Annotated in this window: 13 protein-coding genes; 8 read left to right on the top strand and 5 right to left on the bottom strand. The window is 52.8% G+C overall.

Translation table 11 applies throughout. The features are described 5' to 3' along the window. Positions 1-26 precede the first annotated feature (26 nt). Positions 27-935 (top strand): LysR family transcriptional regulator, encoded by a 909-nt coding sequence (locus FQB27_RS11525; protein WP_169561191.1) that lies wholly within the window; start codon positions 27-29, stop codon positions 933-935. Positions 936-939: 4 nt separating this feature from the next. Here FQB27_RS11525 and FQB27_RS11520 read toward each other — a convergent pair whose 3' ends face one another. From FQB27_RS11520 to FQB27_RS11510, 3 genes are all read right to left on the bottom strand, one after another. Then, complete coding sequence (locus FQB27_RS11520; RefSeq protein ID WP_169561190.1) at positions 940-1,203, bottom strand: CDGSH iron-sulfur domain-containing protein; 264 nt, start codon at positions 1,201-1,203, stop codon at positions 940-942. A 151-nt stretch (positions 1,204-1,354) separates the two neighbouring features. Then, positions 1,355-2,338 (bottom strand): glutathione S-transferase family protein, encoded by a 984-nt coding sequence (locus tag FQB27_RS11515; protein ID WP_169561189.1) that lies wholly within the window; start codon positions 2,336-2,338, stop codon positions 1,355-1,357. A gap of 16 nt (positions 2,339-2,354) precedes the next feature. Continuing rightward, entirely contained in the window at positions 2,355-3,209 is an 855-nt protein-coding gene (locus tag FQB27_RS11510) for a pirin family protein (protein WP_169561188.1), read from the bottom strand. Between the two features lie 128 nt (positions 3,210-3,337). Between FQB27_RS11510 and FQB27_RS11505 the strand changes: the two genes are divergently transcribed. Together FQB27_RS11505 and FQB27_RS11500 are read left to right on the top strand one after the other, a co-directional pair. Continuing rightward, a complete protein-coding gene (locus tag FQB27_RS11505; protein WP_169561187.1) occupies positions 3,338-4,240 on the top strand; it encodes a LysR family transcriptional regulator in 903 nt (300 codons plus the stop codon). A gap of 182 nt (positions 4,241-4,422) precedes the next feature. Continuing rightward, positions 4,423-7,251, top strand: coding sequence for a PAS-domain containing protein (locus FQB27_RS11500; protein WP_169561186.1), 2,829 nt, complete (start codon positions 4,423-4,425; stop codon positions 7,249-7,251). A gap of 59 nt (positions 7,252-7,310) precedes the next feature. Here the strand turns inward: FQB27_RS11500 and FQB27_RS11495 are convergent, their stop codons facing one another. Then, positions 7,311-8,267 carry a hypothetical protein gene (locus FQB27_RS11495; protein WP_169561185.1) on the bottom strand — a complete coding sequence of 319 codons (957 nt, stop codon included), beginning with the start codon at positions 8,265-8,267 and terminating at the stop codon, positions 7,311-7,313. Positions 8,268-8,407: 140 nt separating this feature from the next. On the opposite strand from FQB27_RS11495, the gene FQB27_RS11490 reads away from it, so the two are divergent. From FQB27_RS11490 to FQB27_RS11470, 5 genes are all read left to right on the top strand, one after another. Next, on the top strand, positions 8,408-9,610 hold the full coding sequence (locus tag FQB27_RS11490; RefSeq protein ID WP_169561184.1) for a pentapeptide repeat-containing protein: 1,203 nt from the start codon (positions 8,408-8,410) through the stop codon (positions 9,608-9,610). A gap of 58 nt (positions 9,611-9,668) precedes the next feature. Continuing rightward, on the top strand, positions 9,669-10,937 hold the full coding sequence (locus tag FQB27_RS11485; RefSeq protein WP_169561183.1) for a pentapeptide repeat-containing protein: 1,269 nt from the start codon (positions 9,669-9,671) through the stop codon (positions 10,935-10,937). A 203-nt stretch (positions 10,938-11,140) separates the two neighbouring features. Further along, positions 11,141-12,190: a pentapeptide repeat-containing protein gene (locus tag FQB27_RS11480; protein WP_169561182.1), complete on the top strand. Its 1,050-nt coding sequence runs from the start codon at positions 11,141-11,143 to the stop codon at positions 12,188-12,190. A gap of 54 nt (positions 12,191-12,244) precedes the next feature. After that, the gene (locus FQB27_RS11475) at positions 12,245-13,513 is read left to right on the top strand and encodes a pentapeptide repeat-containing protein (protein WP_169561181.1); all 1,269 of its coding nucleotides are present in this window, start codon (positions 12,245-12,247) and stop codon (positions 13,511-13,513) included. A gap of 204 nt (positions 13,514-13,717) precedes the next feature. Then, positions 13,718-14,647: a pentapeptide repeat-containing protein gene (locus tag FQB27_RS11470; protein WP_169561180.1), complete on the top strand. Its 930-nt coding sequence runs from the start codon at positions 13,718-13,720 to the stop codon at positions 14,645-14,647. A 120-nt stretch (positions 14,648-14,767) separates the two neighbouring features. Here FQB27_RS11470 and FQB27_RS11465 read toward each other — a convergent pair whose 3' ends face one another. Beyond that, positions 14,768-15,211 carry a hypothetical protein gene (locus FQB27_RS11465; protein ID WP_169561179.1) on the bottom strand — a complete coding sequence of 148 codons (444 nt, stop codon included), beginning with the start codon at positions 15,209-15,211 and terminating at the stop codon, positions 14,768-14,770. Positions 15,212-15,310: the final 99 nt, after the last annotated feature.

Here is a 15,310-nt window from a genome sequence, read left to right as displayed (position 1 = left end):
GCCCCCGGACAGAGGACCCTTTCTCAATGCTTGATGCCTTGACCATCATTCAGCTAAGAACCTTTTTGTGGGTGGCAAAGCTCCAAAGTTTCCGGCGCACGGCGATCATTTTGAAAACCACCCAGCCGGCCATCTCGACCCGCATTGCAAAGATGGAAAAAATTCTGGGCTGCCCCCTTTTCGAGCGCAGCACCTCAGGCATTCGAATCACATCCCACGGCGAGGCCCTGATCCCCGTTGTCGAGAACATCCTGCAGACAACCGACAGCCTCCGTACCATCGTTGATGAGAAAGACATCAAGCGCCAAACCCTTCACATCGGGATGAGTGAATTTGCCGCATCCCCCCTGTTTGACCGGTTGCGGGCAAGGATAACGTCCACCTTCCCCGACATCGAACTCCTGATCACCGTCGAAAGCTCTGACATCCTGAAAGAGGACTTGCTGGCGGGCAATCTAGACCTGTTCTTTCAAGGGGACGTGACCAGAGGTCCCGGTCTTGTCTGCCATCAATACAAAGCCTTCCCGCTCAAATGGTTTGCCGCCCCGGAAGTTGCCGAGCGGATCAAGAAAGGGGATACCCTGCCGAAAATCAGTGACATCAACCTGCTGGGTCCGGCCCGATCCTCTGCGTCCTATCAGCAGATCCTGCAATATCTGACGCGGGAAGGCATTGGCGAACGCTCCCTCTCCTCCTGCTCTTTGCTCAACATCAGAAGGCGGCTCTGTCTTGAAGGGCGCGGGATCGGGTTGTTTCCGGCGGGCTATGTCAATGACCATACCGTCAAGGGCAGTCTGGTTCCGCTGGATCTGGGGTGGGAGCCGTCTCCGCTGATCTATACGGTGACCTACATGCCGGAACGACTGAACACCACAGTGGCGGATATCCTCCGGTTTCTGAAGGACTATCCCTGGCAGGGGAACGACTTTCCCTGACCGGTCAATCTTGCTTCGCGACCTGCTGATGGGTGCCGTCACAATAGGGCCGGTTTCCCGTCTGCTTGCACATGCAAAGATACACCTCGTCGTCCTGCTCCGGGGTGAAGCGAACCGGGCGAAGGCCTGTCCCCTTGTGGGAGCCATCGCAGAAAGGCTGTGTGGAAGAGCGCCCACAGGAACACCATAAATACCGTTTGCCCGCTTCCACGCGCACCTTCATCGGCTTCACGTCCGCGATTTTCGGCTCTGCTTTCGGCTCTGTCATGCTTTCCCCTCCTGCCCGGAATTGTTGCTTGGCCTCTCCCTCAGGGCCCGGGGGCTTGCCGGGTTTTCGCCGCAACAATCCCCTGCCTCAAGGTCTCCAGCATATCTCATCAGGCCAACATGACAAAGCCCTGCCCGGCAAAGCTCACCTTTTACCCGGCGAAACGGTCCCGATCATGGGGGGCGGACAAATCCATATCCGGGCCAACCGGCACCACGCCTGTCGGATTGATGGTCCCATGACTTTCATAATAATGGCGCTTTATATGGTCCATATGCACCGTGTTCGCGATGCCCGGTTGTTGATACAAATCGCGGACAAACCCGGACAAGGCGGGATAATCGGCGATCCTGCGAAGGTTGCACTTGAAATGCCCCACATAAACCGGGTCAAACCGCACCAGTGTGGTGAATAGCCGCCAATCCGCTTCGGTCTGGCGGTCCCCGCACAGATACCGTTGCCGCGACAACCGCCCCTCCAGCCAGTCCAGCGTCTCGAACAGGGGGTAGACAGCCTCCTCATAGGCCGCCTGCGTGGTGGCGAACCCGGCCCGGTAAACCCCGTTATTCACGCTGTCGTAAATCCGTGCGTTAATCGGGTCGATTTCATCCCGCAACTCTTCAGGATAATAATCCCCGGCGGCCGCCCCCACATCATCAAAGGCGGAATTCAACATGCGGATGATTTCGGAGGACTCGTTGGAAACAATGGTTCCGGTTTCCCGGTCCCAGAGGACAGGCACAGTCACCCGCCCCGAATATCCGGGATCGGCAGCCAGATAAACCTGATACATGAATTCGGCACCGTTCAGGTCATCCTGCACCACGCCCGGCCCTTCTTCGAAGGTCCAGCCGTTTTCCGCCATATACCAATGCACGGCGGAAACCGAGATCATCTCCTCAAGCCCCTTCAGGGCCCGGAAGATCATCACCCGGTGGGCCCACGGACAGGCATGGGAAATATAAAGATGATAGCGGCCCGCCTCTGCCTTGAAGCCGCCCTGCCCGGTTGGACCGGGGGCCCCGTCCCGCGTCACCCAGCTCCGAAAGGCGGATTCTTTTCGCATGAACCGCCCGCCGGTTGCCTTGGTGTCATACCATGTGTCCCGCCAGACACCATCCTGAAGGATACCCATACGCTACTCCTTAATCTCAGAAGCGGTTATTCTGATAATCATCGAACGCCTGAAGCACCTCTTCACGCGTGTTCATGACGAACGGTCCGCCGCGCGCCACCGGCTCGTTCAGTTGCCGCGCCGCCGCCAACAGGAAACGGGCGCCCTGCTCGCCGGCAGTGACCTCAACTGATCCGCCATCATTCAGCACCCCAAGCACCCCTTCTTCCAACGGGGTCTTGCGCGTGCCAACCAGTCCCGTTCCCTCAATGCCATACAGGAAGCTGCTGTGGGTCAGGGGAATGTCCTGCGTAAATGTCTGGCCTGCCGTCAGGGTGACATCCATGAAAATCGGGGTCGTATGACGATTGGTCACCGGACCCGTTGCACCAGACTGCGAGACCCCGGCGATGATCCGGTTGTTGCCGCCATCCTCCAGTGTCTCCACCGTGATGACCTCCGGCGGGAACTCCTGATATCCGGGATCGGTCATTTTCTCGGATGCCGGCAAGTTGACCCAAAGCTGGAACCCTTTCATCAGGCCGTTTTCCTGTTCCGGCATTTCGGAATGAACAATGCCGCGACCAGCAGTCATCCACTGCACCCCGCCCGGTACGATCACGCCTTCGTTGCCCGCATTGTCCCGGTGCCGCATCCGACCGGCCAACAGATAGGTTACCGTCTCGAACCCGCGATGGGGGTGCGGCGGAAACCCGCCGATATAATCGTTCGGCTCGTCTGTTTCAAAAACGTCCAGAAGCAGGAACGGATCCAGATAATTCAGCTCCGGCGACCCGATAATCCGGGTCAGCTTCACATCCGCGCCGTCCGATGCCGGCATACCCTGCGTCTGCCAGACAAGTTCCCGTACCTTTTGCGCTGTTTCAACCATCGGTCCACATCCTTTCCCAGGCCTCGCCTGATCTTCCAGAGGATTACTGAAAGCACTATATTCGATCTAATTAAGTGAATAAATATTCATATTTGCAAAACTCTGTTCTTGGTATTAGAACAATAAATATGGGACAGCTTGAAGACATGGCCGTGTTTGCCAAGATCGTTGAAACCGGCGGGATCAGCGCCGCCGCCGGACAGCTTGGCATTGCCAAATCTGCGGTCAGCCGCCGCCTGAACGAATTGGAAACCCGGCTTGGGGTGCAGTTGCTCAACCGGACCACCCGCTCCTCCACCCTGACCGAAGCGGGACGCCTTTACTACGGGCGCACCCAATCCATCCTGTCGCAGGTGGATGACCTGAATGATGCGCTCTGCTTTGATGTTGGCGAATTGAAGGGAACATTGAAGGTCGCGGTTCCGCTGTCTTTCGGGCTGTTACATCTTGCCCCCGCCGTGAACGAGTTTGCGGCCTGCCACCCGGACCTTGTCATTGACCTCAGTTTCGCGGACCGGCAAATTGACCTGATTGAGGAAGGCGTCGATCTTGCCATTCGTATCGCGGAACTGTCGGATTCAACCCTGATCGCCCGGCGCCTTACCACAATCCGCCATGTGCTGTGCGCCAGCCCCGCCTATCTGGCGGCGAACGGCGTTCCCGAAACCCCGGCCGATCTCGCCTCTCATACATTGCTGCGCTATAAAAGTCCCACCGGGCGGGTCCACCACCTGACCGATGCCGAAGGCAGGCCCCATGAAATTGCCGGCAGGACCGGCATGCGGGCCAATAACGGGGATTTCCTGAAAGAAGCCTGTATCGCCGGGCACGGCATCTACCTGATGCCCAGCTTCATCGCCTGGCGCGCGTTGCAGGATGGCCGTCTGGTACGGCTGTTGCCGGATTATGGCTGCACGGAACTTGGGGCCTATGCGGTCTATCCTCATACCCGGTTCCTGACCCAGCGTGTGCGGGTTTTTATTGATTATCTCAGTGCCTTCCTTGGCGACACCCCCTATTGGGATGAATAGAAACCGTCCCGCGTCTTCCTCACCCGAACGGGCTTGTTCCGTAAAAAGCCATAGTTTCGTTTGACTTGACGATCGTTGTTCTATTCATTGAAAGAATAATATGTGTAATTTCCCCAGTATGGTGCGTTTCCGGTGAGCGCCTCCCGATAAAAGAAAAGAGCGATCTGGAAGTTCCTGAAATTATGACAAAGCAGCTCAGAGTCCTTGAGTTAATTGAAAATGTTCAGCACGGCGTTACCATTTTCGACGAGAAACTGGAATATGTGGCTTGCAACGATAAAGCGCGGACACTCCTCAAGATACCCGACAGCCTGTGCCAGCCCGGCGTTCACATCAAATCCTTGCTGCGTCTTCACGCCGAGCGCGGCGACTATGGCCCTGGCGATCCGGAAGAGCTTGTTTTACGCCACCTTCAGGACCTGACCTCAAAATCCGTTCATACCTATATCCGCCGCAACGCAGACGGCAAATCCATCCGTATCCACGGCAACTTCACCGATGACGGATGGCTGATCAGCACTTACAGCGATATCACCCGCGAACAGGAAACCGGCCTGCATCTTCAAAAACTGAACGAGGCGCTGGATAGCAAGAACCGCAAACAGGCACAGCAGATTGAAGAAGCGCGGACAGAACTGCAACGCCATAACGAAATTCTGGAAACCATTATCGACAATGTGGAAAGCGGAATTTTCATGATCAACCGGGATCTGGTGATTGAGGCCGCCAATGCCCGCGCCTGCATCCTTCTGGATCTGCCTGAACGGTTGGCACAGCCGGGCACGAAGATGATCGACATTTTCCGCTTTCATGCCGCGCGCGGGGAATATGGCCCGGGCGATCCCGAGGCACAGGCGCAAGAGAGGCTGGAACAGGCAAAAAGCCAGACCTATACCAATTTCGAGCATACCCGCCCCAATGGCGATGTGCTCAAAATTGTCCGGGTGCCGACCAATACCGGCTTTGTCAGCACTTTCACCGACATTACCCGGCTAAAAAACACACAGAAGGAACTGGAAAAGGCAAGCCACGCCCTCACCCAGACCATTGAGGAACAGGTTGCCGAACTGACGGAGCGTCAGAAAGTCGCCACCCGCCTGACGGAGGCAATCGACACCATTCAGGAAAGCGTCGCCCTGTTTGATAAGGACGACCGCTTTGTTTTTTGCAACAAACGGTTTCAGAAAAAGAACTGGCGGCTTGCAGACCTTCTTGTACCCGGTATTACCTATGAGGAACTGATCCGCCGCGCTGTCAGCCGAAATATCTTTCCCGATGCCAAGGGACGGGAAGAAGAATTTGTTCGGCGCCGGTTGGAACACCGCAAGGCCCCGGACGGTCCCCTTGAAATTCGCAAGCATGGCGAACACGAATGGCTTTTGGTGCATGAACAACGCCTTGGCGATGGCTCGACAATCTCGCTGTCGACGGATATCACCGGCCTGAAACGGGCGGAACTGGCCCATCAGGAAAGCGAGGAACGCTTCCGCGATTTCGCGGAAAACGGCGCCGACTGGTTCTGGGAAACGGATGATGAACTCCGCTTCAACTTCATCATGGGCAGTGTCGAAGAAGTCGCAGGCCTGACGCCTGACCAGCTTATGGGGCGCACCCGCGAAGAAATCTACGAGGACATGGAGCCGGTGGAGCCAGCCCAATGGCAAGCCCACAAGGACCTGCTGGAAAATCATCATCCTTTTACGGATTTCCTGTTCCGCTGGGTCCGCCCGGACAAGGAAGTCCGCTATGTCTCCCTGAACGGAAAGCCCATCTTCCATGCGGACGGGCGGTTCAAGGGATACCGGGGTGTGGGGCGGGATGTGACCGGCCTGCGGCGGGCAGAGGAAGCCCTGCGCCGCTCCCGAAAGATGGAAGCCATCGGACAACTTACCGGCGGAATTGCCCATGATTTCAATAATATCCTCGGTATTATTCAAGGCAATCTTGAACTTCTGGAAGAAACCTTGCAGGGCGACCCGGTTGCCTTGCACCGCATTCGGAACGCGCTGAGGGGAACAGAACGCGGAACCGATATCACCCGAAAACTTCTTGGTTTCTCCCGTCAGGACGCGCAGGAAATCCGCATTGCGTCAGTCAATGAATTGATCCTCAATCTGCTGGACCTGATCTCAAAGCCCCTCACCGCTGCCATCGAGGTGGCCACCCATCTCAGCAGTGATCTGTGGGCCGTCTCCATCGATACCGGTGATCTTCAGGATGCGCTTTTGAACCTGTCCCTGAATGCTCGCGATGCCATGCCTTCGGGCGGCTCTCTTGTCATCGAGACGAAAAATCAGGTGTTCGATGAAGAATTCACCCGCCAACATCCCGGCTTCACCGAAGGAGAATATGTCACCATTTCGGTCAGTGACACCGGCACCGGCATGACCGAAGATGTGCGGGAGCGGGTTTTCGAACCGTTTTTCAGCACCAAGGAAACCGGTCAGGGAACCGGGCTTGGTCTCAGCATGGTCTATGGCTTTGTGCAGCGGTCCGGCGGCCATATCCAGATCTATTCCGAACCCGCGAAAGGCACCACATTCCATATCCACCTGCCCCGCGTCACCGCCGAGGAAACGATCCATCACCAAGCTGCTCCGTTCCCCCAACGGATGCCCGTCGGATCCGAAAAAATTCTTGTTGTGGATGATGAAAAGGGCCTGCTGGATTTTGCCGTCACCTTCCTTGGCTCACTGGGATACGAGGTTCACGCGGCCAATTCCGCTGACGAGGCACTGACAATCCTGTCGGATGACAATTCAATAGACCTGCTGTTCAGCGATATCATCATGCCCGGCGATACGGACGGTTACCAACTGGCACGGCAGGCCCGCGAAAAGCATCCAGACTTGCGCATCCTGCTCACCAGCGGCTTTACCCGCAACCGGGAAAAGAAACTGGCAGGGGGCGATGGCTTCCTGTCAGAAGTCACCGCCAATATGCTGAACAAACCCTACAGCCGGGTTGAACTGGCAACGCATATCCGCACCGCCCTCGACACCGACCGCTAACCTGATCGCTTCGTCCCGGGTACGGCTGCCCCCGGCCCGTCACCGCCTCCAACTCCGCCTCAGTAGGCTGCGGCCCCTTGCGGGGCGCTGTAGGTGCTTGTAATCACCTCGTGCCACGCCTTGTCCCCGACAAGGTCTGTTGGGGCCTGATGGGCAATCCCCCGCCGCGTCAAATCCTGACAGAAAATATCCACTACCATATCCGCCGTCAGGTCATGGGAATGATCGTCATAGCTGTCAGCTTCCTGCTGGCTCCTGAAACAATAGGCCTTCCAAAGGATAGACAGCCGAACCTGCCCATAGGCATATTGCTCCACCACCTGCTCCCCTTCCCGCACTTCCCACATATTGGAAGCGGTCAGGTTCAGGGTTGCATGATAATCCAGCCCCTCAAAGCGTTTCTGCTCCTCTCGGGCGCCGATTGCCCCAACCCGGTGGTACATATATTCATTGTCGGCCAGCACACTCCGGTTCGTATAGGGGGGCCGCTCCGTCAGCGAGGGACCATCCAGACCGTTCGGCCAGTATTCAAACTCGCCTCCCTCTCCCTCATAAAACCACGTAATGGCGGACGCCACCGGAATGGCCCATTCATGGAACAGATTGGAATAGCCCATGGGCGCCAGCATCCAGCTTGGGACCTCCCGGTTCTGGATACCGCGAAAGAATGGCAGGTCCAGATGGGCCGGGGCCTCTGGTGCGGGAAGATTAAAATTGGTCATCATGGCCACAGGGCGAATAATTTCCGCCTGAAAGGACTGTTTCGCCGCAGCGATAAATCGGGAATTGTAAAAATACGGCTCGGCCCCTTCAAACACCACTTTGCCGCCAAGCGCCCAAAAGTTCCGAAACCACCCGCCGGATGTCATTTCAGGGTTTCGGTGAACCGCCGACAGGGTTTTATAGGGGCTGCCCTTGGCCACAAGGGCGTGAATTCCCGCCGCATCATCAAATGCCGGTTCAATCCGCGTCGGGGCTGCTAACAGGTTTCTGGATCGGATGGCTTGTTTGTTCATTATTTCCCTCCCCTTTTTTAGAAAACACTAACCCGACCGCTGGAAATTTACAAAATATTTATATAACCCGCGCTCTCGAAATCACAAACCCCAAGTAAAACAGTCATTTTTATTTGCATTTTACTTGGAAGAACACCTCCATGATCATTCGCGACACGGCCGGAAATACCCTTTTCGAAGACGACAATACCAATCTTTCCCAAACCCTCCAAAACGCCCGCAATCAGGGGGTTTCCCTGGCCCATGCTAATCTCGCAGGGGTCCAGTTGAAAAACGCGGATCTGGACGGGCTCGACCTCAACCACGCCAACCTTTCCCATGCTTCCCTGCACACTGTCAGCCTCAGATACGCAGAAATGGAGCAGGTCCGTTTCGACGACGCGACGCTAACGAATTGCAATCTTGGCCGCGCCTTCATGAACCACTCCACCTTCAGAAGCGCAACAATCCATGGTTGTGCGTTACAGGGGGCGTTCATGGAAAATGCTCACTGTCAGGATGCAACCTTGACAGAATGCCAAGCTGTCGACGCCAGGATGCCGCGGATCAACATGGATGGGGCAACACTGAAATCCTGCATCTTCGACCAAACCACTATGAACGGCGCAAGCCTGAAGCAATGTCATCTAGAAATGGTCAGCCTTTGCAATCTGGAAGCAAGGGCAGCTAACTTTGCCCGCAGTTGGTTCAATCATTGCCATCTGGATAGCGCAAAATTGCAGGGGTCAATCTTCAATGATGACAATCCCGACCACGACCTTCCCCAAGGTTTCTTCGCCGCCCTCGGGGGCGAGCCCCTTCTGAACCAGACGGTAAACGCCTTCAATGTGAACGGCTCGCTGTTTTCTGACACCGACTTCACCCGAACACGGTTGGACAACGCACGGCTTGGAAAAAGCACCTTTATCAACGCCAAACTTCATCACACCAAGTTCACGAACGCAGACCTGACCGGCGCACAATTTGAAAAAACTTTCCCGATGGAAGATGAGGCACAGACAACCACCCTGACCTCTCGTGACGAACCGGATTGGTTTTACGTTTGCTGCGTGAATGCACAAATGAACGGCATCACGATCAAGAACTGCGACCTGAAATTTGTAGATTTTTTTCAGGCTCAACTGCAAGGGACAAATTTGAGAAGAGTTAAATCTATCGAGCGGACCTTCATGTCCGGCGCCAACCTCTCACATGCAAAACTGGATCTCAGCGCGTGTCGGGCTGTCAATTTCGACGAGGCAAACGCTGATCAGGCAGAGGTAAAAACAGCTGGCGCGTCCGATAGAACCATCAATGCTTTCAGAAATCAGGTTCTGAACCAGAACTACATTCTCATTCCCTAGAACCTCTCCATCCCCCGCAACGCCTCAAGTTTTTTTTCAGCCCATAAAAGAGAGCACCATGCAAATATTGAACGTCAACGACAACTCCGTAATCTTTGAGGATGCCAGCCCCGACCTCAAACACTGTATCCAGAAGGCCATAATTGAAGGGGTCCTTCTGCACCACGCCAATTTACAAAATGCAGACCTGAGCCGCATGCAAATGCTGAACGTCGACCTGACAGGCGCCAACCTGTCAGGCGCCAACCTGAGCGCAGCCAATTTGGCAGGGGCTAACCTGACAGGCGCCAATCTGGACAATGCCATACTGCATCACCTCAATCTCGACGATGCCCATCTTGAACGCGCGACCCTCGGGGGTGCCGATGCTGAAAATGCGTTTTTCAATAAGGCCAACCTAAGGCATTGCAACCTGGATAACGCCAATTTGGTCAATTGTTCCTTCACACAAGCCCACCTTGATGAAGCCTCCATGAAAAACACATGCATTATAAGTGCGGATTTCAGGGGCGCCGACTTGTCACAAGCCCACCTTGATTACGCCGTCATTGATTGCTGTGAACTCCCAAAGGTAACTCTGGTGTCTACCGAGTTTCACCATTGCCAAATCATAAAATCCAATTTCAAGAAAGCCACCATACAAGGTACCTACTTTTACTGTTGCGAAATCATAGAATGTCGTTATGGCAGAAGTAACATGGCGAACGTTACTTTTTCTGACAGTCTTATTACCGGTTCGATTTTCAATGACAGCAGATTGAAGAAGATAACTTTTCACAATATCCAGATCAAAGATACTCAAGTAATGTTATCTGACATAGCTAACTGCGAATTCACCAGCAGCTTGGGAAGCGGCCCAATACCATATCCCCTTCCGAATGACGTACCGAACGGGATTTTAGAAAGCGCTCCGCCAAGCGGCGTTCTGGACAATGTCAAATTTACCTCAACAAAATTGTACGACACGAATATGGAACGGGTCCGGTTCAACAAAACCAATCTAAACACCGCCAATCTGCTAAGGGTCAATTTAAAGGGCGCCCTATTTTCAGACGTAGAGGGCAGGGTTGCTGATTTCAACGAATGCGATTTTTCCGGTTCTGAAATGAAGGACAGTGACTTTAGACAGGCAGAGTTCGTCAAGTGCACCATTCAAAAAGCAAACATGCTGGAAGAGGTGAATTTGACCAAAACCTTGTTCCAGAACTGTGACATGCACGGCACCCTCTTTAATGCGAAAAACTTCGCCTCAGCGAATTTCAAAGACTGCGACCTTACAGATGCCGAAATCATCGATACAGAGAGCGAGGAAAGCACAGCAGACTAGTGGCGGGCAAAACTGTCCCATCCCTAAAAAAGCAGCGAGATCGCTCCAATCTCGCTGCTTCTCGTTTCCCAATGGCGCCCCGGCAAACGCGAACCTGCTCCCTTTAAAATTTCAAAATAACTATAAATCGCACGCCCTTAAAATCACAAATCCCAAGTTAAACAGTCATTTCTATTTAGGCTTTACTTGGAAAGATTACCTCCATGATCATTCGCGACCAGTCCGGCACGATCCTATTCAAGGACGACAATGCCAATATCTCACAAACCATCCAGAACGCCCGCGATCAAGGAGCTTCTCTGGCCTATGCAAATCTCGAAGGGGTCCATATCCACAATGACGATCCGCAAAAGAGTCATCTTAATCTGCGAGGGATCGACCTCGCATATGCCAACCTGTCTCATGCCAATCTTCAATCCGTCAATCTGAAGCATGCATTTCTGACCGGAATCAATTTCACAGGTGCCAAGCTCAACAACTCCAACCTCAAGCGCACAGAACTGAGACAATCAATTTTCCATCAGTCTGTTATCCATAAATGCTTACTGAATCAGGCAAACTTGGAAGGCGCTACCTTTCAGGAAGCGACCATCTCGGATACTGACTATACGGAGGGCTTTATGAGAAGAATAAACTTTGATCAGGCCACCCTGTCGTCTTGCATCCTGGAATGGACAAATTTAATGGAGGCGAGCCTGAAATGCTGTTGTTTCGAGAATGTGAGCTTTTATCAAACAATGGCCAACAACGCCAATTTTGCGCGCGCATGGTTTATTCAATGCAAACTTGACAGCGGACAATTTGAAGATGCGGTCTTTTATGATCAAGACCTTGACAGTGAGCTGCCCAACGATTTCTTTAAAGTCGCTGGCGGCGAACGCCTGCTGAACCGGATTGTAAACGACTACAATGTGAATGGAGCTCTGTTTCGCGCCTCGACCCTTTTCCAAACACAATTCACTGACGCCAACCTCAAGAAAAGTATCTTCCAACATTCAGACCTCACACAGACCAGCTTTAAGAACGCCGACCTTTCAGAATCGAATTTTAACGAGGCTGAAAAACTTAATAATGTGGACATGTCCGGCGCCAACCTTTCACACGCAAAACTGGATCTCAGCACGTGTCAGGCTGTCGATTTCGACGGGGCAAACGCTGATCAGGCAGAGGTAAAAACAACTGGCGCGTCCGATAAAACCATAAACGCTTTCAGAAATCAGGTTCTGAACCAGAACTACAGCCTCATTCCCTAGAACCTCTCCACTCCAGCAACGCCTCACGGTTTTCAGCCCCCAAAAGAGACCACCATGCGCATATTGAACGTCAACGATAACTCCGTGATCTTTGAGGACAATAGTTTGATCCTCAAGGATTGTGTCCAGAACGCCCTTGAAAGAGGGATCCTGCTGCTTCACGCCAATCTGGAAAATGCGGATTTGAGTAACATGCGAATGTACGGTGCCAATCTGACGGGCGCCACCCTGTCAGGCGCCGACCTGAGCAGAACCCGGTTGGCACGCGCCAACCTGACAAACGCCAATTTGGACAATGCCAATCTGCATGCAGCCAATCTTGAGAACGCCCATCTTGAAGGCGCAACCCTCAAAAAAGCCGCCCTTACACATGCAAATTTTACAAAAGCCGAGCTATTGCGGAGCAATCTGGATAACGCCACAGTAAGTCAAAGTATCTTCAGGCACGCCCACCTTGATGGCGCTTCCTTGCAAACTATACATATGGAACGGTCGGACTTCTCCCAAGCCGTCTTAACAAATGCCAAGTTCCATGGCGCTGTCATCAGGGACAGTAAATTTTCAAAGGCAAATCTGGAGGCTGCAAAATTCCACCATTGCCAGCTGATCTTTGCCAATTTCGACAATGCCAACATGAAAGGTGCCGACTTTCGCAATTGCGAAATCTTGAACTCCTGGCTTACCGAAAGCAATCTGGAAAACGCGACTTTTATGAACAGTCTGATTGACCACTCGTCATTCAACGACAGCTACATGAAGCGCGTAACTTTTCATAATGTAAAGATTGAGAACACCCACATGATATCTGCGGGCATCATTTACTGCAATTTCACAAATAGTGTGGAAAGCGAGCCTTTGGCCGCTGCCATGTCTGACGACGTACGAAACGGGATTTTGACAGGCTTTATGCCAAGTGCCATCCTGAACAACGTCAACCTTACCCATGCAAGGGTAAACAGGACAAATATGGAACGGGTCCAGGTGGACCGGCTCACACTCGACAAAGCCCTCCTCCAGCGGGTCATTTTAAAAGAAGCCGTGCTTTCAAACGTAAGAGGCGAAGACACCTTCTTCAACGAATGTGATCTTTCTGATTGTGAAATGAAGGACGTGCACTTGATTGAGGCTGAGTTCGTCAACGGCAACCTTCGCGAGGCAAACATGCTGGATCGGGTGAGTATGGACGACACCCTGTTCCAGAACTGTGACATGCGCGGCGCCAGATTTGATGTTGGAAACTTCGACTCTCCGGAATTCAGAAACTGCGAGTATACAGATACCGAGATCATGAATACTGAGAGCGAGGAAGGCACGGAAGACTAGTGCCGGGCCAAACGACCCTATCCATAAAAAAAGCAGCGAGACTGCACCCATCTCGCTGCTTTTCGTTTCATAGTACCGCGCCATTAAACGCGAATCCGCTCTCTTTAAACTTTCAAAATAATCGTAAATCTAACGCCCTTAAAATCACAAAACCCAATTTAAACAGTCATTTCTATTTAGGCTTTACTTGGGAAGATTACCTCCATGATCATTCGCGACCAGTCCGGGACTATCCTTTTCGAGGACGACAACACCGATATCTCACGAACCCTCCAGAACGCCCTTGAAAAGGGGATCCTTCTGCGTCACGCCAATCTGGAAAATGCGGACTTGAGTGACATGCGAATGGTCGGCGCCAACCTGACGGGCGCCAACTTGACAGGCGCCATACTGCATGGAACCCACCTTGAGAACGTCCAGCTTGGTGAGGCTTCCCTGCAAAATACTCATTTTCGAAATTGCGAAATCAGGAACTGTACCTTCTACAGAAGCAATCTGGAAAACGCCACTTTGATGAACAGCCTGATTACCGGATCCAATTTCGATGAAAGCACAATGAGAGGGGTCACTTTTGATAATATAAAAATTGAAGATACTTCCATGATTTCAGCGAAACTCAGTGACAGCAGATTCACAAACAGCATAGAAACTGAGCCGTTGACATCACTCATTCTCGACGACGTACGAATACAGGTTTTAGGGGGCTTTCTGCCAAGCGGTTTCCTGAACGACGTTGACCTTACCAATGCAGAGTTAACCGGGATAAATATGGAACGGATCCACTTGCACGACATCGAAATCGAAGGGACCTCTTTCCGAAGAGTCAATTTTAAGGGCGCCAAACTTTCCATAATATGGGGCGCAGAACCTGAGTTCAAAGAGTGCGATCTATCCAGCTCTGAAATGAAGGATTTTGACGTGATAGGACCCTATTTTAACACCTGCAACCTGCAGGAGGCCGATATGCTGAAGGTAAAGCGTATGGATGATGCCGAGTTTCAAAAATGCGACATGCGTCGCTGCAGATACAATTCCAGAACCCTTCGAGATCCGCAGTTCGAGGACTGCCAGCTTACAAATCCCAAGTTTATCACTTCTGGAAGCGAGGACGACTCAGAAGGCACGGAAGACTGACCGCAGATCAATCCACGCCATCCCCTAAAAAAGCAGCAAGGTTACCGTTGTCTCGCTGCTTTTCGCCTCTTAAAAGCATGCCGTTAAACGCAAACCTTTGGCACGATTGAGAGGTCATCATCAAAACTGTGCGTTGAACTCGATCCCCTGCTCCTGCAGCCACTTCTGCTGTTGATCACAGGTCTCAAAGGGACCATACAGGTTCTTGAAATCCGGATAGCCGGCAGCGGCCTCGGCTTTCATTACAGGATAGATTGCCGCGAACTCCTTCATGGTGAGGTCTTCCAGACGCCCACCCAGCACGACATTAAAATGATCTTCCCGCTCTTTCGCTCTGGCATAGAGAATGTGCATGCGCGGCGAGTCTGGAGTGATGGTCTGCGGCCTTTTCAATTCCACATTCTCATCAGCAACCACATCCTTGATCGCCGAATAAAGCGTCATACACTGCACCAGCGTCCTGCCGCGATCCGAAAGTTCTTCTTCCGCTTGTCCCGGTTCGGCATGTGACATCGCCGGCACCAGAGACAAGGCAAGCGGCAATACCAGCAGACATCTCTTCATTCTCAATCACCCACAAAAATTACTATTTAATTGAAAATAATGCCCGGAACGCAATCGGAGCAAGTCTTTTATAGGCACAGTTCTTTTACCCGGAAAGAC

It is taken from the genome of Sneathiella chinensis (genome assembly GCF_012720115.1).
GTDB classification, from domain to species: domain Bacteria; phylum Pseudomonadota; class Alphaproteobacteria; order Sneathiellales; family Sneathiellaceae; genus Sneathiella; species Sneathiella chinensis.
This window is presented reverse-complemented; position numbering and strand designations above follow the sequence as displayed.